This window comes from Kineococcus sp. NPDC059986, assembly GCF_040702905.1.
GTDB lineage: Bacteria > Actinomycetota > Actinomycetes > Actinomycetales > Kineococcaceae > Kineococcus.
The window spans coordinates 15,039-34,588 of sequence record NZ_JBFBND010000045.1; the positions used below are offsets into that span (position 1 = coordinate 15,039).

20 protein-coding genes are annotated in these 19,550 nt (G+C 74.4%); 7 read left to right on the forward strand and 13 right to left on the reverse strand.

The window, feature by feature from the left end:
• Window positions 1-712: 712 nt before the first annotated feature.
• Together AB0637_RS22370 and AB0637_RS22375 are read right to left on the reverse strand one after the other, a co-directional pair.
• Entirely contained in the window at window positions 713-1,108 is a 396-nt protein-coding gene (locus tag AB0637_RS22370; RefSeq protein ID WP_366174903.1) for a hypothetical protein, read from the reverse strand.
• 124 nt (window positions 1,109-1,232) lie between these two features.
• Window positions 1,233-1,799: a DinB family protein gene (locus AB0637_RS22375; RefSeq protein ID WP_366174904.1), complete on the reverse strand. Its 567-nt coding sequence runs from the start codon at window positions 1,797-1,799 to the stop codon at window positions 1,233-1,235.
• Window positions 1,800-1,934: 135 nt separating this feature from the next.
• On the opposite strand from AB0637_RS22375, the gene AB0637_RS22380 reads away from it, so the two are divergent.
• Window positions 1,935-2,810 (forward strand): FkbM family methyltransferase, encoded by an 876-nt coding sequence (locus tag AB0637_RS22380; RefSeq protein WP_366174905.1) that lies wholly within the window; start codon window positions 1,935-1,937, stop codon window positions 2,808-2,810.
• Here AB0637_RS22380 and AB0637_RS22385 read toward each other — a convergent pair.
• From AB0637_RS22385 to AB0637_RS22395, 3 genes are read right to left on the reverse strand one after another with little or no spacing between them, the layout of a single operon-like run.
• Window positions 2,753-4,036, reverse strand: a complete 1,284-nt coding sequence (locus AB0637_RS22385; RefSeq protein WP_366174906.1) for a glycosyltransferase — start codon at window positions 4,034-4,036, stop codon at window positions 2,753-2,755. The genes AB0637_RS22380 and AB0637_RS22385 overlap by 58 nt on opposite strands.
• The gene (locus tag AB0637_RS22390) at window positions 4,033-5,067 is read right to left on the reverse strand and encodes a hypothetical protein (protein WP_366174907.1); all 1,035 of its coding nucleotides are present in this window, start codon (window positions 5,065-5,067) and stop codon (window positions 4,033-4,035) included. Before AB0637_RS22390 ends, AB0637_RS22385 begins: the two co-directional genes overlap by 4 nt.
• On the reverse strand, window positions 5,064-5,966 hold the full coding sequence (locus AB0637_RS22395; RefSeq protein ID WP_366174908.1) for a WcbI family polysaccharide biosynthesis putative acetyltransferase: 903 nt from the start codon (window positions 5,964-5,966) through the stop codon (window positions 5,064-5,066). Before AB0637_RS22395 ends, AB0637_RS22390 begins: the two co-directional genes overlap by 4 nt.
• Window positions 5,967-6,049: 83 nt before the next feature.
• Here AB0637_RS22395 and AB0637_RS22400 point away from each other — a divergent pair, with 83 nt between their 5' ends.
• Window positions 6,050-7,222 carry a glycosyltransferase gene (locus AB0637_RS22400; protein WP_366174909.1) on the forward strand — a complete coding sequence of 391 codons (1,173 nt, stop codon included), beginning with the start codon at window positions 6,050-6,052 and terminating at the stop codon, window positions 7,220-7,222.
• Here AB0637_RS22400 and AB0637_RS22405 read toward each other — a convergent pair.
• From AB0637_RS22405 to AB0637_RS22425, 5 genes are all read right to left on the reverse strand, one after another.
• Complete coding sequence (locus tag AB0637_RS22405; protein ID WP_366174910.1) at window positions 7,126-8,055, reverse strand: galactosyltransferase-related protein; 930 nt, start codon at window positions 8,053-8,055, stop codon at window positions 7,126-7,128. The two genes, AB0637_RS22400 and AB0637_RS22405, sit on opposite strands and share 97 nt — an antisense overlap.
• Entirely contained in the window at window positions 8,052-9,050 is a 999-nt protein-coding gene (locus AB0637_RS22410; protein ID WP_366174911.1) for a hypothetical protein, read from the reverse strand. Before AB0637_RS22410 ends, AB0637_RS22405 begins: the two co-directional genes overlap by 4 nt.
• Window positions 9,047-10,132: a glycosyltransferase family 1 protein gene (locus AB0637_RS22415; RefSeq protein WP_366174912.1), complete on the reverse strand. Its 1,086-nt coding sequence runs from the start codon at window positions 10,130-10,132 to the stop codon at window positions 9,047-9,049. The genes AB0637_RS22410 and AB0637_RS22415 overlap by 4 nt, the downstream gene beginning before the upstream one ends.
• A gap of 71 nt (window positions 10,133-10,203) precedes the next feature.
• Complete coding sequence (locus AB0637_RS22420; protein WP_366174913.1) at window positions 10,204-11,445, reverse strand: SpoIIE family protein phosphatase; 1,242 nt, start codon at window positions 11,443-11,445, stop codon at window positions 10,204-10,206.
• A complete protein-coding gene (locus AB0637_RS22425; protein WP_366174914.1) occupies window positions 11,442-11,618 on the reverse strand; it encodes a CsbD family protein in 177 nt (58 codons plus the stop codon). The genes AB0637_RS22420 and AB0637_RS22425 overlap by 4 nt, the downstream gene beginning before the upstream one ends.
• 187 nt (window positions 11,619-11,805) lie before the next feature.
• Between AB0637_RS22425 and AB0637_RS22430 the strand changes: the two genes are divergently transcribed.
• On the forward strand, window positions 11,806-12,306 hold the full coding sequence (locus tag AB0637_RS22430) for a ribose-5-phosphate isomerase (protein WP_366174915.1): 501 nt from the start codon (window positions 11,806-11,808) through the stop codon (window positions 12,304-12,306).
• Between the two features lie 85 nt (window positions 12,307-12,391).
• The gene (locus AB0637_RS22435; RefSeq protein ID WP_366174916.1) at window positions 12,392-13,912 is read left to right on the forward strand and encodes an FGGY-family carbohydrate kinase; all 1,521 of its coding nucleotides are present in this window, start codon (window positions 12,392-12,394) and stop codon (window positions 13,910-13,912) included.
• Window positions 13,913-13,932: 20 nt separating this feature from the next.
• On the opposite strand, the gene AB0637_RS22440 is transcribed toward AB0637_RS22435, so the two are convergent.
• Window positions 13,933-15,264, reverse strand: a complete 1,332-nt coding sequence (locus AB0637_RS22440) for an amidohydrolase family protein (protein WP_366174917.1) — start codon at window positions 15,262-15,264, stop codon at window positions 13,933-13,935.
• Between the two features lie 114 nt (window positions 15,265-15,378).
• Between AB0637_RS22440 and AB0637_RS22445 the strand changes: the two genes are divergently transcribed.
• Together AB0637_RS22445 and AB0637_RS22450 are read left to right on the forward strand one after the other, a co-directional pair.
• The gene (locus tag AB0637_RS22445) at window positions 15,379-16,371 is read left to right on the forward strand and encodes a 2-oxoglutarate and iron-dependent oxygenase domain-containing protein (RefSeq protein WP_366174918.1); all 993 of its coding nucleotides are present in this window, start codon (window positions 15,379-15,381) and stop codon (window positions 16,369-16,371) included.
• A 4-nt stretch (window positions 16,372-16,375) separates the two neighbouring features.
• Window positions 16,376-17,020, forward strand: a complete 645-nt coding sequence (locus AB0637_RS22450) for a GntR family transcriptional regulator (protein ID WP_366174919.1) — start codon at window positions 16,376-16,378, stop codon at window positions 17,018-17,020.
• 27 nt (window positions 17,021-17,047) lie between these two features.
• Here the strand turns inward: AB0637_RS22450 and AB0637_RS22455 are convergent, their stop codons facing one another.
• Both AB0637_RS22455 and AB0637_RS22460 read right to left on the reverse strand, forming a co-directional pair.
• Window positions 17,048-17,995, reverse strand: a complete 948-nt coding sequence (locus AB0637_RS22455; RefSeq protein WP_366174920.1) for a sugar phosphate isomerase/epimerase — start codon at window positions 17,993-17,995, stop codon at window positions 17,048-17,050.
• Window positions 17,996-18,106: 111 nt separating this feature from the next.
• Window positions 18,107-19,042 carry a sugar-binding domain-containing protein gene (locus AB0637_RS22460; protein WP_366174921.1) on the reverse strand — a complete coding sequence of 312 codons (936 nt, stop codon included), beginning with the start codon at window positions 19,040-19,042 and terminating at the stop codon, window positions 18,107-18,109.
• Window positions 19,043-19,214: 172 nt separating this feature from the next.
• On the opposite strand from AB0637_RS22460, the gene AB0637_RS22465 reads away from it, so the two are divergent.
• Window positions 19,215-19,550 (forward strand): alcohol dehydrogenase catalytic domain-containing protein (locus tag AB0637_RS22465; protein ID WP_366174922.1); only part of this gene is annotated, 336 nt, incomplete at its 3' end.

Sequence of the window (19,550 nt, forward strand, 5' to 3'; positions counted from 1 at the left end):
GTCGGGCGCACGACCTAGGTCCCCGTACCAAGTCTCCTGGGCCTTCGGCCCGCGCCGGTCGTCATCGACGCGCTCCGCACCGACTGACTGTTCGCGCGCACACTGCTGGATGACCGGCACACCTAGGCGGCATGGGTTCTTGCCAGGGCATCGAGGTCGCAGGTGAGCTCTCGAAAAACTCGATCGCCGGGCCGGTGAGATCTCGGACGGGTTTGAAGCCGGCCGGGCGACGACCGCGCCGCCGTCGAAGTCGTGGTCGATCGACGGATCGTGTGGGAGGGCCGTGACCGTGACGTGGCGCGAGGCGAAGAGCCTTTCAGCTTCCACGTCAGCAGAGTGACCGCAGCGTCGTCAGCGCGTACGCGCTGACGACGCAGACCGTCTGGCGCAGGGGTGGTCGCACGGATCGGGTCGCGACGACACCGTCGGTCCGGGCCCGCCGCCGTAGGCGCGCTCTTCGACGGTCGCGACCAGTGCGGAGTGGTCCACGTGACCAGGGTGGCAGGACGGCAGCCGGTCCACCGCCTGTTCGGCGCCATCCGGACCGTCCGACCTCCGTCGCGTGCGGACGGGTACGAGCACACGTGCGACTAGGTCAAGGCAGGGGCACCACGGGCGATCCGTCCTCGTGCTGGTCAGGGTTCTGGCGCCGGTACTCCTCCAACGACAGTCCCTGGCGCTCAGCGCTGGCCCGGTCTTCCTCGTCGGCGTACTAGTTCCAGTCGTCGACGACGCGTTGGGTGAGCTTCGGCGTCACCACGCACAAGAAGAACCCTTCGGTGACCCCCGACGGTGGCTCGCAAGGTGGCTCGGTGGCGTAGTGCGAGGGGTCGAAGCAGCTCATCGACGTCGTGCTGACACCGTCCTGGACGGGCGATTCCTGGGTCACGCAGGTGCGGGTCGGCATGGACGTCGCCAGGGGACCGCTCGAGACCCACTCGTCGTCCGGTGGGGTCGGTGCAGGCGTCACCGAGGGTGCCGTCGCAGCCCCCGTCGGTGCGGCGGTCGGCGTCTCGGGCGACGCAGGGGTCGCGGACTGGCTGCCGCAGGCCGAGAGCACCAGACCCACGACCAGGGCTGCGACGGGCAGGACGAGGACGGGGCGCACCCGCCGAGCCTGCCAGCGGCCCGCTCACCAGCGGTCCGGACCGCGAGACGTCACCTGTCCGGCCCACCGAACGCCTCGGGCGGTGCGGTGCCGGTCACCTGACCGGTGACGGAGCGCCCGCCGCTCACCGCCAGCCGTAGAGGTCCCGCAGGAGCGCGATCTCGGCTCCGTGGTGGATGGCCTCCCGGTTGATGTGCAGGACGAGCTCGGCCACCGCGTGGTCCGCCCACCCCGGTTCGGCCGCCCCGACCGGGCGGGTCAGTGCCTCCGCGTCGAGACCGGCCACCCCGTCGCGCCAGGCCGCGTACGTCTCGTCGAGCTGGGCGAGGGCCGTCGCCGCGTCGCCGGGGTACTCGTGCGTCTCGTAGGCGAACGGCGGGCCGCCGAAGTGCGCGGCCACCCGCATCCCGAACACGCCGACGACGAGGTGCCCGATGCGCCAGGCGATCGTCGTGACCGGCGCCGGATCGGGTTCGGGGAACGCGAAGTCGATGGTGAAGGGACCAGCACCGGCCGTCACGGGCGCGGTCGAGGTGCCCCGCGGCCGGACGTTCCAGGCGCCCCGCGCGGGTTCCCAGCGGTACTCCTCGTCGGTGAGCCCCTCCAGGCGCGGGCGGAGCGCCGTGCGCCAGTGCCAGTCGAGCTGCTCGACGAGCTGTCGTCCCCAGTCCACCTGCCGTGCGTCTGCCATGCAGCGGACCGTAGTCGGCCTCGGGTCAGGCACCCGGACAGCTGGAGTCCGCGTCGTCACCGGCGCTCCGTCGCGCCCGGTGGTCGTGGGGCTGACATGCTCGCACCCGACGGAACCGAGGGAACGAGGGAGCACGTGGCCGAGGCTTGGGTCGACCTGGTGGACACCGCGCGGCTGACGGCGGTGGTCGACATCGGTGCCAACCCGATCGACGGCGACCCGCCCTACGGGCCGATGCTGCGCGACGGGTTGTGCACCGTCGTGGGTTTCGAACCGCAGCCCGAGGCCCTCGCCGAACTCCTCGCCGCCGCGGGGCCGAACGAGCGCTACCTCCCGCACGCCGTCGGGGACGGCGGGGAGCACGAGCTCAAGGTCACCTGGATGAACGGCATGACCAGCCTGCTCGAACCCGACGTCGAGCGGCTGTCCACCCTCAACGAGTTCGCACGGTACGGAGAGGTGCTGCAGCGCAGCACGATTGCCACGACCCGGCTCGACGACATCGCCGACCTCGGACCCCTGGACCTGCTGAAGATCGACGTGCAGGGTTCGGAGCTGACGATCTTCCGCAACGGCCGGACCACCCTGGCCGGGGCCGTCGCCGTCCACACGGAGATGTCGTTCGTCCCGCTGTACCGCGACCAGCCGCTCTTCGGCGAGGTCGACGCGGAACTGCGTGCCCAGGGTTTCGTCCTGCACACCTTCGCCGCGCTCAAGAAGTGGCCCATCGCGCCCGGTGTCCTGGACGGCAACATCTTCACGACCCACCAGCAGGCCATCGAGGCCGACGTCGCGTACGTCAAGGACTTCGCCCGGCTCGACGACCTCGACGCCGAACAGGTCAAGCACCTCGCGCTGCTCGCCCACCACGTCTACGGCTCCAGCGACCTCGCGGTGCGCTGCCTGGCCCACCTCGTCGACGGCGGTGTCGTGGACGCCGAGGTGCTCCCGGCCTACGGCGCGGCCACCGGGCACTCCGTCGCGACGAACGGCGTCCGCAGCGACCGCTGAAACCGAGGCCGCCGCCGGTGGTCCTCGCGCCCCCACAGGCGCTGCAGGTCCACGGCCACCGGCGGTTCGGCGCTGACCCCGGGCACCTGTAACACCTCGACGCCGGGGCCCGCGCGGTGCAGGTCCCGGGTGCGGCGGACCGTGAGGTGCGCGCCGGCGCCGGCGGGGGCGACCTCGGCGAGGTCCGCCAGCGTCGCGCCTGCGAGCACCACGGGGCGGTCCAGCCCGACGCGGTACCGGGCCCGGGCCAGGACCGCGGGTGGCGGGTCCCCCCGGTGGACGCGCGGGTCCTCCAGCGCCGCGAGCGCGGCCCCGTCGCGCAACCAGACCCCCGCGTCGGACCCCGCGAGCAGGGACCGGACGGCGGCCACGACGTCGGCCACCGGAACCCCGGTGTCGTCGAGGGTCACGACGACGTCGGGGTGCGTCCACACGAGCTGGTCCCCGCGGGTGGCGTGACCCGGGACGAACCGCGCGAGCGTCAGCCCTTCGACGTTGCGCGAGCGGCGGGCCTCGTCGTCGTCGGTGCGGCCGGCGAAGTCCGGGCCGTCGTGCCAGGCCACGGCCTCGCGCGCGTGCCGGAACGTCGCACCCCGCAGCCAGCAGCGGTGGGCGAACTCCCAGTCCTCCCCGCCGTAGGCGGCGAACTCCTCCTCGAAACCCCCGACCTGCTCGAACAGCGTCCGCGTCGTCGACAGCACGGCGGAGATGACGAACCGGTAGGCGTCGTCCCCGGCTGCGGCGAGGTCGTCCGTCCGGTCGTAGGCCTCCCGCAACCACGCCGGTTCGTCGAACTCCCGCGGCGCGTCCCCGCCGCCGGACAGCCACCACCGCAACGCCTCCGGGGTGGTCGTGGCGAGGTCGGCGTGCCGTCGCCGGCCGACGACGAGGTCCGCCCCGGCCGCCACCGCGCGGACGACGGCCGCGACGTACCCGGGTTCGGGGACGGTGTCGGAGTCCAGGAAGCACAGGACGTCCCCGCGGGCGGCGCGGGCGCCGAGGTTCCGGGCGGCGGCGGCGCGGAACCCCTCGTCGGGTTGGCGCAGCACCCGCACGGCGTAGGGGCGCCCGCCGGGGTCGGGCGCTTCGCGGGAGCCGTCGTCGGCGACGAGGACCTCCAGCCGGTCCAGGGGGTGCTCCTGGAGTTCGAGCGCGGCCAGCACGAGCGCGAGGTCGTGCGGCGCCTCGTAGTGCGGCATCACGACCGACACCAGCGGGGCGTTCACGCCGGAACCCCCGAGAGCACGCCGCGCAGCAGGTCGACGGTGTCGGCGACCGTCGGCCCGGGCACGGTCCCCGGAGTCGCCCAGGTGAGGTCCGGCTGCGCCCACGCGCGGGCGAGCGCCGCCCCCAGCCCGTCGGGTCCGTCGTAGACCCAAAGGGCCCCGGGGGTCCGGTCCTCGAGTTCGGTGACGTAGTCGCTGCGGGGGACGAGGGGCCGCCGGCCCGCACCCGTCCACGCGTTGATCGACCCCGACGCCGACAGGTGCTCGTGCGGGGCGACCGGCAGCACAGGTGACCGCAGCACCGCGGGCAGGTCGGCGTCCGGGACGTACCCGGTGACCTCGCACGTGCGGCCCACGGCCCGGGCCCGGGCCTGGAGCGCCGCGACGAGGTCCTCGTGCCCCTCGGACGGGCGCCCGACGGCCGTCAGACCCACCCCCGGCGGCAGCGCGTCGAGGGCGGCCAGGACCTGCTCGTGACCCTTCCCGGGGTAGAGGTAGCCGAGGACGGCGACGGTGCGCAGCGGCGCGGCCCGGTCCTCCGCGGGGGCGTGCGCGAGGTCGGGGACGGGCAGCGGCACGACGGTGCACGGGACGTCCGCCCCGCAGGCGCGCAGCAGGCGCTCCTCGTGGCGGCTGGCGACGACGACGTGCCGCGCGGCCTCCGCCACGCGTCGGTAGGCCAGGGAGCGGCGCGGCAGGTTCCGGGCTCCGTCGCTGGTCTGCGGCAGGTCGTGCAGGGAGACGACGAGGTCGCGCCCGGCGGCGAACTCGACGAGCACGTCGGCGGCCTCCTCCGGGGACCGGCCGAACAACCTGTCCGTGACGTGCGCGTGGACGACCCCGGCCGGGACCCCGCGCAGGGCCGTGGCCAGCCCGTCGACGCCCGGCTGGGCCGGGGTGCGGACGAGGACCGTGCCCGGGTCGTGGCGCAGCACCTCCCACTGGGCGAGGGCCGCGGCCGTGACGCCGTGCTCGGCGGGACCCACCGCCAGCTGGACGAGGGACCGGCCCGTCGTCGGCACGCCGCTCACGCGGCCAGCTCCGCCGCGGCCTCGGCGTGCCGTGCCAGCCCGGCCTCGGCGACACCCGGGTGCTCGGCGTACCAGCGCAGCTGCGCCGCACGGACCTCGGCGTCGCCCGTGGGACGGCCGTGCACGAGCCAGTCGGTCCGCCCCGGCCCGGGCGTCCCCAACGCGGCGAGGACGGCGGGCAGGACCGGCGCGTGGACGCTGTCGAGCAGCGTCCGTCCGGGGTCGGGCACGTCCGCGGGCAGGCCCAGGGCGGCCAGGACCCGACCGGCCAGACCACGCAGCACGACGTTGCCGGGGTGGTTCACGGTCTGGGTGGCGCCCGCGCCCGCCGCCTCGAAGAGGTCGACGACGGGCAGGGCGTCGTGCCGGTCCCCGCGGCTGCGAAGTTCGCGGGCGGACAGGTCGCGCACGGCCCGCACGGCACGTGGCGACGGCACCTCCGGCAGTTCCGGACGTCCTGCGGCCACCGTCAGCGTGCGCAGGTCGTGGTACGGCACGACGGGGGGTTCGCCGGCCTCGGGGGAACGGACGATCACCTGGAACGGGTGCAACGCAGCCCACCGCAGCACCGGGACCACGACGAGCCGCGGCCGGCGGGGTGCCCGCGCGAGCAGTTCGGCCGTCCCGAGCGGCAGGTCGCGGTACCCGTCGCGCACGGGCTGGGAGACGACCACGTCCGTCGCGTCGAGGACGTGCTGCAGCCGGGGCAGGTCCTGCGCCGTGAGTTCGTGGACGGGTGGGACGCGGACGGTCCGCACGGGGGTGTTCCCGTCGCCGGCCAGCAGCACGCGCAGCGACTCGGCCTGGCAGTTGCCGTGGACGAGGACCAGGGGGCGGTCGTCCCGCTCCAGCGGCAGGAGGCCGTGGAAGTGGGCGTAGTGCTGCTGCCGTCCGGTCACAGCCGCACCCTAGGCGCGCTCGGACGGGTTCACCGGCTGAGCCAGCGCACGCGGAGGGGGCCGGGACGTGCTTGCATCTGCGGGTGCCCCGTTCCACGCCGACCCCGACCGCCGCCTCCGCGCGCCGGCTCACGGTCGCCGTGCTGGGTCCCAGCCGCTTCCCCGTCGCCGAACCGTACGTCGGGGGACTGGAGTCCTTCGTCGGCGGTCTCGTCGAGGCCCTGCGCGCCCGGGGGCACCGGGTCCTGCTGTTCGCCGCGGCCGGCTCCACGGGCGCCCAGCCCGAGGTCCTCGCCGGTGGCGGGTGGGAACCGGACGAGCTGTCCCGGCAGGACCCGTCCATGCCCGCCGCGGCGTTCCTGCGCGAGCACCAGGCCCACCTCGCGGTCCTCAACGCCCTGCGCACCACCTACGCCGGTGAGGTCGACGTGGTGCACAACAACTCCCTGCACCACCTGCCCCTGACCCTGGCGACGACGCTGCCCTTCCCGACGGTCACGACCCTGCACACACCCCCGACGCCCTGGCTGACCGCGGCGCTCGCGGCCGGGGGTTCCTCGCACGCGTTCACGGCCGTCAGCCGGTTCACGGCGCGGCAGTGGGCTCCGTGGGTGAGTTCGGCCGACGTCGTGCACAACGGCGTCGACCCCGCCCGCTGGTCCCTCGGTCCCGGCGGGGGTGGCCTGCTGTGGTTCGGTCGCCTGGTCCCGGAGAAGGCGCCGCACCTGGCCATGGACGCCGCGGCGAGGGCCGGTCACCACCTCGACCTCGTCGGCCCGGCGCTGGACGAGGAGTACTTCGCGACGCAGATCGCACCCCGGCTGGGCCGGGACGCGACGTGGCACGGCCACCTCGGCGGCCGGGACCTGGCGGCCGCCGTGGGGCGCGCCGCCGCCGTCCTCGTCACCCCGGTGTGGGACGAACCGTTCGGGCTCGTGGCGGCCGAGGCGGCCATGTGCGGGACACCGGTCGTCGCGTTCGACCGCGGCGGCATCAGCGAAGTGCTGCGCTCCAACGTGGGTGACCCCGCCGGGGTCGTCGTGCGCGCCGACGACGTCGCGGCGATGGCGGCCGCGGTGCCTGCCGCGCTGGCCCTCGACCGCGCCGCGGTGCGGGCCGCCGCGCTGTCCCACCTGTCCGCGCAGACCATGGTCACCCGCTACGAGACGGTGCTGCGGGCCGCCGCCGCCGGGGTTCCCGTCGGACTGCCGGGCCGGTCCGTCACCGCCGTCCAGGACCGCGTCGCGGCGTCGTAGTCGACGAGACCGGCGGCGCGGAACTGCTCGAGCCAGCCGGTCATGGGCCACCAGCCCCAGCGGCGGTGGAAGACGGCGCCGTTGCGCAGGATGGCCTCGAGGTGCTGGGCCGGGGGGTTCTGCGTCGGGTGGTGCTGGTGGAACGCGTCGGCGCCGCCGACCCAGAACAGCGCTCCCCCGAGGTCGCGGACGGTCGCGGCGACGTCGGTGTCCTCCCCGCCGTAGCCGCGGAACTCCTCGCAGAAACCCCCGAACCGCGCCCAGTCCTGCGCGGTGACGGCGAACGACAGCGACCAGAACAGCCACCACTGCTCCGCCGTCGCCCGCAGCACCTCCCCGGGGGCCGGCACCGGACGGGCGGCGTGGGGGGCCGCCGCACCGGGCAGCGCGGCGAGGTCGCCCGCGTCGCGGACCCGGACGTGCGGCGGGAGGTAGGCGACCGGTCCGCAGAGCAACCGCGGGCCGGGGACGTCGCGCACGGTCACGGCCGCCGCCTCGTAGGCCGTGAGCAGTCCGGGGGCGGGCACGCAGTCGACGTCGAGGAGGACGAGCAGTTCGGCGCCCAGGTCCGTGGCGGTCCCGGCCGCCGCGTTCCGGGCGGCCGCCAGCGGCAGTTCGCCGTCCGGTCCGACGGGAACCTCCAGGAGCACCCGACGGGTGCCGGGGGGTGCGGGAACCGTCTCGAGGACGTCCCCCACGGCGGGGTCGCCCATGGCCACGACGACGTGCCAGGCCGGCGGGTGGTGCGACCGGGCCAGCCCGAGCAACTGGCCGCGCAGGTGCTCGTGGCGGCCGGCGACGATCGTCAGCACCGCGGTCCGCGACGGGTTCACGCGGGCACCCCGGCCCGGTCGACCGCGGCGTCGAGGAACGCCGCGGCCCGTTCTGCCCCGTCACCGGGCGCCCACCGGCGCCACGGTTCCGCACCGACGGCCCGGGCCCGCTCCAGCAGGTCCGGCCAGCGGTCCGGCGCCGGCCAGGCGTCGACGGCGACGAGACCCTCGGCGCGCAGGAGTTCGGTGCGGCGCAACTGCTCGGCGAACGGCCGTTCCTGCGCCACGACCACCGCCGCGCGCCGGGCCGCGGCGACCTCCGCGACGGCGTTGTGCCCGCCGTGCACGACGACGACCTCAGCCCGTTGCAGGGCGTCCCAGACGTCCTCTCCCGCAGCCTCTCCGAGCGCGGAACCCGGAACCCGGAACTCCCACGTCCACCCCGGTGTGGCGGCCCTCGCGGCGCGGAACTGCTCGTCGCTCACGTCCCGGCCCCCGCTGCCCCACAGCACCAGCACGGTGCCGGGGCGCGTCGAGGACGGCGAGGAGGGCAGGCCGTCGAAGCGGGAGAACGCCCCGACGTGCACGACGGGGGTTCCGGCGGCACCGGGGCGGGCGGGTGGACCGGGCCACGGGGCCAGGAGAGCCTCGGCGAGGTCGCGTCCGAGCCGGTGCGCGGGGTCGTGCCGGTCGCCCAGCATCGCGGCGACCACGACGGGAACCCCGCACAGCCGCACGAGCGCGGTCACCTCCACCGAGACGTCGGTGACGAACAGGCGGGGCCGGTGCTGCGCGATCCAGGCGGTGATCGTGGCGTTGCGGTCCTGCAGCCCGGGGTGGTGCTGGGGAACCCAGTGCAGCCGGCCGCCGGCCGTCGCGGACGGGCGGTCGACGGGTGGGGTGTCGTCGGGTTCCAGCTCGACCCAGCCGCCGCTGAAACCCGGCGGTCGGGGCGCCGAGCTGAACGCCGTCACGGGCGTCCGCAGGTGGCGGGTGACGGCGACGAGGCGCTGCAGGTGCCCGGCGCCCTGGTGGTGGACGTACCAGCCGATCACACCGGCACCCCCACCCGGTAGAGCGCGCGGTGGGCGATGGCGACGGCGAGGCGTTGCGCCCGCCGTTCCTGCACCGTCGCCGCCGACCCGGGGACGCCGGCGAAGGCGCGCCGCAGCGCGTCCGCGACCGCGACGGGGTCGGTGAGGTCGGCCTGGACGAGCGGTTGCTGCTCGTGCAGGAAACCCACGCGGTCGGCGAGCACGACGGTGCCGAGGTCGTGGCACAGTTCCAGCCAGCCGGAGTGCGTCCCGTGGGAGTAGGCCAGGACCGAGACGTCCAGCGCCCGCAGGTAGTCCGCGAGCTCGGCGTCGTCGAACCGGTCGCGGACGTGGAGTTCCACGTTCCCCTCGTCCTGGGCGACCAGGAGCCACTGCGCGAGTTCCCCGTCGTAGCGCGGGAACCCCGGGTCCAGGGCTTCGGAGTGCACGTCGACGCGGACGGTGGTCGGGGTTCCCGAGGCGGTCACCGCCTGCGCGGCGGTGGCGAGCGCCCGCAGCACCGGCACCGCGCGCAGGTTGGCCCGCAGGCTCTTCAGGTGCACCCCGACGACGTGGGGGGAACGGGTCGGGTGGGGGACCCCCACCTCCTCCAGCGGGGCCACGTGCGGGTGCGGGACGACGGTGGGACGGCGGCCCCACCGGGAGTGCACCTCGGCCGCCGCGCCCGGGGTGAGCGTCACGAGGACGTCGGCAGCCGGCACCAGGACGTCCAGGAGCGCCAGGTAGGCCTCCTGCGTGCGCAGGTGCGGGTTCTGCAGGTCGTGCACCGTCAGGACGAGGGTCCGGCCCGTGGTGCGCAGCGCCCGCACGAGGTCGTCGAGCTGGTCGACGGTGCGGCCCTCGAACCCGAAGTGCAGGTGCAGCGCGTCGAACTCCGCGGCGTGGTCGAGCACCCACCGGGCCTCGAGGGCGCGGGAGGAGTGCCAGCCGGGTCCGGACGGGGTCCCGTCGTCGACGACGACGACCCCGGGGACGCGGTCGTCCTGCAGGTGGTCGACGTACCCGTGGGCGCGGGGCACGTGCACGACGCGGACGGGTGGGGACACGAGGTCGGACGCGGGGTCGGACGCGGGGTCGGACACGGAAGAGCTCCCGGAGCGGACGGTGGTGCGGCGGAGGCACGGCCCGCTGCTGGAGCCGTTCCGGGGGTGGGTCAGGGTACCGGGCGGTGCAGGACCATGAGGGTGAGGTCGTCGGTGGGACCGTCACCCACGTGGCGGGCCACGGCCCGCAGCACGGCGTCGGCCACCTCGTCGGCGCGGGCGGACGCCCTGTCGGGCAGCGCGTCGAGGGCGGCCAGCAGGCGTTCGTCTCCGAACAGGTCGTGGTCCGGGGCGGCTGCCTCGGTCACGCCGTCGGTGTAGAGGACCAGGTGGTCACCGGGCCGCAGGTCCACCGGGCAACCCTGGACGTCCGGGTCCGGGAAGGGGCCGAGGAGCATGCCGGGGTTCCCGACGAAACGGCTCGGCGCCGACGGTGTCACGACCACCGGACAGGGGTGCCCCGCCAGCGCGACGTCGCCGGTGACCGGGACCCGCAGGTCGTCCGTGGACCCGGTGAACTGCACGGCGGCGACGGTCGCGAAGCGGTCACCGAGCGTGTCAAGCACGGCGAGGCCCACCTGCCGCAGCACCTCCGCCGGACCGGGGACGACGCCCGCGACCCCGCGCACGGCCCAACGCAGGGCGGCCGTCGTGGCGGCCGCCTGCGGCCCGCGACCGGAGACGTCACCGATGACGGCCAGGGTTCCGCCGCAGGGCAGCTGCAGGAGGTCGTAGAAGTCGCCGCTGACCTCGCCCCGACTGCCGTCGGCCCGTGTGGCGGGCTGGTACCGCACGGCGACGTCGAGACCGGGCACGTCCGGGAGCCGGTCGGGCACGAGCTGACGCTGGAGGTGGTCGGCGAGTTCCTCCCGTTCGGTCTCCACCGCGGTGCGGGCGGCCTGAGCCTGTTCGCGTGCGGTGACGTCCTGCTGGACCGCGACGTAGTAGCGGACGGTCCCGTCCTCCTCCGGCAGCGGCGAGAGCGCGAGCTCGTTGCAGAACACCGAGCCGTCGCGACGACGGTTGGGGATCAGCACCGTTCCACCGGTGCGGTTGTCGACCAGGGACCGGATCTGGGCGGCCGGCGTACGCACGTCGTAACCGCGTTCCGCGAGGCCGTCCTGGAGGAAGCGGCAGTTCCGGCCCACCGTCTCCGCGGCGTCGTACCCCGTCGTGCGGGTGAACGCATCGTTCACCCAGACCACGGGTTCGTCCGGAAGGCTCACGTCGGCGACGCACACCGCCTGCTCGGCCGCCCGGAGGGCTGCGACGAGGAGACGGTCCAGACCCCCCGGTGCGGGGGAAACAGCGGGCCCCCGCCCCTGGTGGGCGGGGGCCTGGGCCCGACTCACTTGTCGTCGAGCGCGTCCTTGGCCTTCTCGGTCTCCTGGCGAGCGGCGCCCATGGCCTGGTCCTTCTTGCCCTGGGCGATCTGCTCCTGGTCACCGGTGCGCTTCCCGACGGCTTCCTCAGCCTTGCCGACGGTCTGCTGGACGGCGTTCTTGGCCTTGTCAACGAGGGACATGCCCACTCCTGTTCGTCGGTGGTGCCGTGGACCGGCACACGTCAACCGTAGGAAGGGGTGGGGCGGTCCGCACCCCGAGATCCCGGGCCCGGGCCCTCGGGACGGGAAACATCGGGCGCGGACGGGTGTTGCTCCGGGGGTGGGGCGGCCCGGACGGGCCGTCGCTCCCGAACCCCAGGAGGCAACGATGTCCGATCCGCAGTGGCGTGTCGTGGTGGCGGCCGACGAGGCCGGCGTCTCGTACAAGGAGGCGATCAAGGCCGACCTGCTGAAGGACCCCCGCGTCAAGGAGGTCATCGACGTCGGTGTGGGCTCCGACGCCGACAAGACGGCCTACCCGCACGTGGCCGTCGCCGGCGCCCGCACGATCGCCGCCGGGAAGGCCGACCGCGGGATCTTCGTCTGCGGCACGGGCATGGGGGTGGCCATCGCGGCGAACAAGGTGCCGGGCATCCGCGCCTCGGTCGCGCACGACTCCTTCTCGGTCGAGCGCCTGGTCCTGTCGAACGACGGGCAGGTCCTGACCCTGGGCGAACGGGTCATCGGCAAGGAGCTGGCGCGGCGGTTGGCCAAGGAGTTCCTCGGCTACGTCTTCGACACCTCCAGCGCCTCGGCGGCCAAGGTCGACGCGATCACCGGCTACGAGACCGCGGCGACCGACGGGGAGACCTCCGCGTCGTCCTGCTGAGCGGGTCCGCTCACTCGTCGACCGCCACCCCTGCCCGCCGTGCGGGATGACAGGATGCGCCCAGGACGGGCGCGAGGAGGCGGGCGTGAGTGGGGTTCGGGAACTGCTGCTCGGCGTCGACGTCGGCACCGGGAGCAGCAAGGGTGTCCTGACGACGCTCGACGGGCAGGTCCTCGCGCGGGCGTCGCGACGCCACCGCACCGACCACCCCCGTCCGGGGTACGTCGAGCACGACGCGGACGCCGTCTGGTGGGGGGACTTCTGCGCCATCGCGCGCGAGCTCACCGACCGGGCGGCCGATCCCGCTGACGTCGTGCACGGGCGGGTCGTCGCGGTCGGGACGAGCGGGATCGGGCCCACCGTGCTGCTCGCCGACGAGCACGGAGCGCCGTTGCGTCCCGCGGTGCTCTACGGCGTGGACACCCGTTCCGTGGCCGAGGCCGTCGAACTCGAGGAGCGCTACGGCGCGCAGGACCTGTTGCAGCGCTGCGGGTCCCGCATGTCCACGCAGGCCGCCGGCGGGAAGCTGGAGTGGTTGCGGCGGCACGAACCGGACGTGTTCGCCCGCGCCCGGTACTTCTTCATGTCGAACTCCTACCTCGCGTTCCGGCTGACGGGGGAGTACGTCCTCGACCAGCACTCGGCGAGCCAGTCCACCCCCCTGTACGACCGGCACGCCGGCGCGTGGATCGAGGACCGCTGCGACGAGATCGCCAAGGGTCTGCCGATGCCGCGGCTGGTGTGGCCGTCCGAACGCGTGGGGACGGTGACGGCCGGGGCGTCCGCGGCGACGGGGATCCCCGTCGGGACACCGGTCGCCGCGGGGACGTGCGACGCGTGGGCCGAGGCGGAGAGCGTCGACGTGGGACGACCGGGCGACGTCATGGTCATGTACGGCTCCACGACGTTCTTCATCGCCGTCACCGACGGTCCGCGCGTGCACCCCTCGCTGTGGGGGACGGCGGGTGTCCGGCCCGGCCAGAGCACGCTGGCTGCGGGGATGGCCAGTTCCGGCAGCGCCGTGGAGTGGTGGCGGGAGACGATCGGCTCCCCGGACGTGGGGGAGCTGGTCGCCGAGGCGGCCGCCGCGCCCCCCGGGTCCAACGGTCTGGTGGCCCTGCCCTACTTCGCGGGTGAGCGCACGCCCTTCGCCGACGCCGACGCCCGCGGGGCGCTGCTCGGGCTGACCCTGCGGACGACCCGCGGCGAGGTCGACCGCGCCCTGCTCGAGGCCACCGCCTTCGGCGTGCGGCACAACCTCGAGGAGATGCGCGCGGCGGGCGTCGACATACGCCGCGTCGTGGCGGTGGGCGGGGGGACCGGGTCGGCGTTGTGGCCCCAGATCGTCACCGACGTGACGGGCCTGCGGCAGGAACTGCCGGCCGAGCGCATCGGTGCCTCCCTGGGGGACGCGAAGTTCGCCGCCGTCGCCCTGGGAGCCGTCGACGTGGACACCACCTGGAACAGCGTCGAGGCGACCACCGAACCCGACCCCGCCGCCGCCGAGGTGTACGCCGAGCTGTACCCGGCCTACCGCGCCCTGCACGAGGCCACCGCGACCCTGCAGCACCAGCTGTCCGCGCTGGAGCGCCGCACCCGCACCTGAGTCTCGCGTCAGGCCTCGTGTCACAGGCCCAGCAGCCGCTCGGTGAGCACCCCCTCGTCGATGCGGGTGCTCCGGCCGTCCCGCAGGACCACCTCGCCGTCGACGAGCACGGTGTCGACGACCCGGGGGGACCCGGTCGTCAGCAGGGCGGCGCCGGGTTCGGTGACGGGCAGGCACCCGAAGTCCCGGTCGAACCGCACGAGGACGAGGTCGGCCGGCGTCCCGACGGTCACCCCGCCGCCCGGCCGCCGGGGCAGACCCAGCGCCGCGCCCGCGCCGTCGACGGCCATCGCCACGACGTCGCCGAAACCCAGTGCGTCGGCCCGGCGGTGCAGGGCGCGCTGCAGGTAGGCGGTGAGGCGCAGGGTCTCCAGCATGTCCTGGCGGTCGTTCGACGCCGCCCCGTCGACCCCGAGCCCGACCGGGACCCCGGCCGCCCGCAGGTCGAGCACGGGCGCGACCCCCGACCCGAGGCGCATGTTCGAGATCGGGTTGTGCGAGACCGCCGCACCCGTCGCGGCGAGGGTGGCGATGTCCGCCGGGCCCAGTGCGACGCCGTGCACGGTGAGCGTCCGGTCGTCGAGGAAACCCTCCGCCGCCAGGTACTCGACGGCACCCACGCCCGCGTGCTCGCGGCACATGTCGTCGTCGGTCGTCGTCTCCAGCAGGTGGATCGACGTCGTCATGCCGTGCTCGCGGGCGAACTCGTGCACCGCGCGCAGGCCCGCGGGTGTCAGGCTGCGGGGGTTCGGCACGGCCAGTCCCACGGTCGTCCGGGAACCGGCGGTGCGGCTCACGAGCCGCTGCACGTGCTCGAAGACCGTGTCGAGCGGCTGCACGAGCCGGGGGTCGAAACCCCAGCGGCGGGTGGCGTCGACGCGGTCGGCGACCCCGCGCCCCAGAGTCGCGCGGACACCGACGTCCTCCAGCGCCCGGACGACCGCGTCGTGCACCTCCTCCGACGGGTGGGGCCACATGTGCTCGACGAGGGTCGTCGAACCGCTGCGCAGGCCGTCGAGGGCGCCGGCGACGGCGGCGAGGTACGCCGTGCGCGGGGTCAGCGCCGCCATGTGCTCGCCGACGCTCAGCAACCACGCCAGCAGCGGCTGGCCCTCACCCACGCCGCGGCAGGTCGCCTGCTGCAGGTGCGTGTGGGTGTTGACGAAACCCGGGAGCAGGTGGCCCCCGGTGCCGTCCAGGCCCGGTGTGCCCGGGACGTGGTCGCGCACCTGCACCACCGTGCCGTCGCGCAGCAGGACGTCCTGGTGCTCCGCCCACCGCTCACCCGTCCAGACGGTGACGTCGACGACGGCGGTGGGGGGCGGGGAGGCGGGGGAGGGCTCGAGTTTCACGGAACCGACTGTCGTGGCCCGGTGGATCGACCACAAGACGCGGTCACGACATGCAACACGATGTTCACACGGCCGTTCTTGCGGACGGTTGCATGCAGCGGGGAGGGTGGTGCCATGACGACGCCCCCGCCCATGACCGAACTGCAGCGCGAGTCCCGGATGGGGGGTGTCGGCGTCGAGACCGACCGGGAGATCCCGCAGGTCGACCTGAGCGACTTCGAGGCCCGGCGCGGTGAGATCACGGAGGCGCTGTGGACCGCCGCGACGGAGGTGGGGTTCTTCCAGGTCGTCAACCACGGCATCGACGCCGCGACGGTGGACCGCGCCTTCGCGTTCGCGCGGGAGTTCTTCGACCTGCCGGCCGAGGTGAAGGGCACCCTGCCGCTGGAGAGGGCCAAGAACGCCGGGTGGGAGTCCGGCACGCAGGTGCGGCCGTCGGTGGGAACTCCGGACCGCAAGGAGTCCTACCAGATGACGCGACCGCACATGGCGGCCCTCTACCCTAGCGAGGAGCAGTTGCCCGGTTTCGCGGAGTTCATGGACTCCTTCGAACGGCGCTGCTGGGAACTCGCGATGCGCGTGCTGTCCTGCTTCGCCGACCGGCTCGGGTTCGACCGCGACTTCTTCGCCCGCGCCCACGACCCGGAGTCGGACACCTACCAGTCGACCCTGCGGATCCTGCACTACCCCGCCCTGCCGCCGGGGGTCGCGGCGGACCCGGGGGTGTGGCGAGCCGGTGCGCACACCGACTTCGACTGCCTGACGCTGCTGTTCCAGCGCACCGGTCAGGGCGGTCTGCAGGTCTGTCCCGGACGGGACCTCGACGCTCCGGAGTGGACGTCCGTCGTCCCCTCCGACGACGCCATCACGTGCAACATCGGTGACATGCTGATGCGGTGGAGCGACGACCAGTTGCTGTCGAACTTCCACCGGGTGCGGATGCCCGGACGGGGGGAGTACACCGGGCCCCGCTACAGCATGCCGTTCTTCGCGCAGGCCAACCGCGAGGTGCTCATCGAGACCCCGCAGGGCACCTACCCGCCCATCACGGCCGCCGACTACCTCGCCGAGCGGATCCGCGCGAACTACGGCACGCCGAAGGGCTGACCGCGTGAGCTCGGCGGAACTGCTCGGTGACACGGTCTACGCGGACCTGCTCGAACGCGTCGTCGACGGGAGGTTGCCGCCCGGGACGGTGCTCAGCGTCGCCGCCCTCGCGGTCGAGCTCGGCGTCAGCCGCAGCCCGGTGCGCGAGTCCGTGCAGCGCCTCATCACCGAGGGGATCGCCGTGACCTCCGCGCACAGCGCGGCGCGGGTGGCGACGGTGGGGCCGTCCGAACTCGAGGAGGTCCTGCGCGTGCGCGAGGTCCTCGACGGGCTGGCCGCCGCGGAGGCCACGAACCGCGCCGACGCGGAGGGTGTCCGACGACTCGTCGAGGCCCTGGCAGAGCACGAGCGCACACTGGGCGACCCGCCGGACCCGGCGGTCGACGCCGCCCTCGACGTGCGTTTCCACGCCCTGCTGCGCCAGCTGTCCGGGAACGCCACGCTCGCCGACACGTTGCGGCGGTTGGAGGTCCGCGCCCACCTCTTCGGGGCCGGGTTGTGGACCGACCGGCGACACCGCGAACTGGCCGTCGCCGAGCACCGGCGCATCGTGGAGGCCGTCGAGGCCGGCGACGTGGAGGCCGCGCGCCGGAACGCCGCGGCCCACGTCGCCGCCCTGGCCGTCCGGCTGCGGCGCGCCACCCGCTGACCCGCCGGCCCGGCGGGCTGTCGCGGCTCAGGCGACGGGCGGAAGACCCCGCGCGAAGGCCTGGGCGGCCAGCAGTTCGCCGACCGGGTCCGCGGCGGCGTCGAGCTCCAGCAGGCGCACCCCGGCGGTCGGGGTCAGGGCCATGGCCTCGGCCCAGCCGGCCCAGTCCACCGCCCCCTGCCCCAGCGGACGCATGAAGCGGCGGTGCACCGCGTGGACGTCCTCGTCGAGGACGAGGTCGCTCGGGAACGGTCCCGCGGCGTCCTTCCAGTGCGAGACGAGGACCCGGTCGGCGAACTCGCGGGCGATCGCGACGGGATCCGTCCCGGACAGCGTGAGGTGCGCCGAGTCCGGGCACAGTCCGACGAGGGCGGGGTCCGTGAGCGCCATGAGGGTGCGCACGTCCTCGGCCTCGACGGTGATCGAGTGGGACTCGGTGTGCACGGCCAGGCGAACTCCCTGGTGCGCCAGAGCGGCCCCCACCGCGTCGCAGACGCGCGCCAGGTGCTCGAGGGCGGCGCGCCGTTCCTGCGCGGAGAGCGCGGGCACGGGGGCGTCGGGACCGCCGGCCAGCATCGGCGTCCCGAGGACCAGGACCTCACCCCCGGCGCGCTGCAGGAACGCGGCGTAGTCCGCCACCTCGGCGACGGCGACCTGCGGGTCGATCCCGCCCCAGTGGGTGCCGTTGAAGAACCCCGACAGGACCCGCACCCCGCGGGCCGAGAAGGCCTCCAGGACGCCGTCGACCGAACCGAACGCGGCGAGAGCGCTGTGGAAGTCCAGGGGCGGGAACGTGAGTTCGATGCCGGGGACACCCGCGGCGGCGAGCGCGTCCAGCATGCGCTCCCACATCCGGCGGGGGTTCTCGGCGCACCAGGCCACCATCTCCTCAGTGGTGTCCACCCCCCAGAAGCCAGGGTGGTAGAAGGTCACGAGGTCGACGCCGTAGGTCGGTCCGGAGGTGTTCTGGGGCATCTCCGCACCCTAGCCCCGGGTCGCGTCGGGGCCGCGTGAGCGCTGCTGCGGACGTACCTGGACGAGGCGGAAGCACGTGTGCTGCGGGCCGACCGCGAGCGGGCCGGGCCCTCACGCCGCCAGGAGCGCGGTCGCCGTCCCGGGGTCGGTGACGAGGTGGTTGAAGAACCCGCCCTTGGCGCCGGCCAGGACGCTCGGGACCTTGAGCGCGCCGTAGGCGACGGCGATGCGGTCCGGCACGCGGCGCAGGACGTCGAGCGGGATGGCGATGAGCCGGTCGGCGCCGTCGTAGGTGATCTCGACGCCGGCGGCGTCGTAGAACCGGGACGCCACGTCGCCCACCGAGTCCTTCAGCGGCGCCTCGCCGGTCGGGACGAACCCGGGGATGGAGGAGCGCTGCAGCGGCGGGGCGCCGACGCCCATCACGGCGCACCGCGCCGTCTCCCAGAGGTTCGCGAACCGCTTGAACTCCGGGTCGGCCACCAGGCTGCGGCGCAGGGCGCGCCCCGGGAAGGCGGGGGCGTAGAGGAACCGGGGGGTGCCGCCGACACCGACGGCGATCCGCCGGCAGATCTCGTTCGTCTGGTACCAGGGTTCGGGTTCGTCCTGCCCGCCGACCATGGGGGCGACGACGACCGGGGGCAACGTCGGCAGTTCCCGCTGCGCGAGGTCGTAGACGGTGCGGCCCGAGGAGACGAGCAGGACGTCGCCCTCGCGCAACCCCACACCCGCGAGGACGCGCGCGAGGACGGGCGAGACGGCCTCGGCCAGGTGGGCGCTGCTCGTCGGGGCGGTGAGCCAGACGGCCGTCAGACCCAGGGCGTCGCGCACCCGCGTGGCCAGGTCGTCGGGGTCGTCCTGGGGCAGGGGCAGGACCTCGATGCGGACGAGTCCCCGGTCGCGGGCCTCCTGGAGCAGGCGGCTCACCGTCGCGCGGGAGGTGCCGAGCCGCTCCGCGATCTCCGCCTGGGTGGCGTCCTGCAGGTAGTACAACGTCGCCGCCGTGTGCGCGAGGGCGAGCGGGAACCGGCCGTCACCTTTGGCCACCTTGGCACCTCCTGGTCCGGATCACCGTACTGGGCGGACGTGCCGCCCGGGGGCAGGTCTCCTGTGTGTCAGCTGAACAGGTGTGCTGGACATGTGTGCAGAGTCGCCGTACGGTCGGAGCCGACCGACGATGGTCCCGACGGTGTCGGGCGGACCTGCGAAGGAGCAGAACATGACGGGCACGATGCAGGCGGTCGTGGTGCACGGCCCCGAGGACTACCGGCTGGAGCAGATCCCGATGCCGCAAGCCGGCCCCGGTGAGGCGTTGCTGAAGGTCGAGGCGGTGGGGATCTGCGCCAGTGACCTGAAGTGCTACCACGGGGCGGCGAAGTTCTGGGGGGACGAGAACCGGCCGGCGTGGGCGGAGACGGACACGGTGCCGGGTCACGAGTTCACGGGTCGGATCGAGCAGCTCGACGAGGAGGCGTCCCGGCGCTGGGGCGTGCAGGTCGGTGACCGCATCGTCGCCGAGCAGATCGTGCCGTGCTGGGAGTGCCGGTACTGCAAC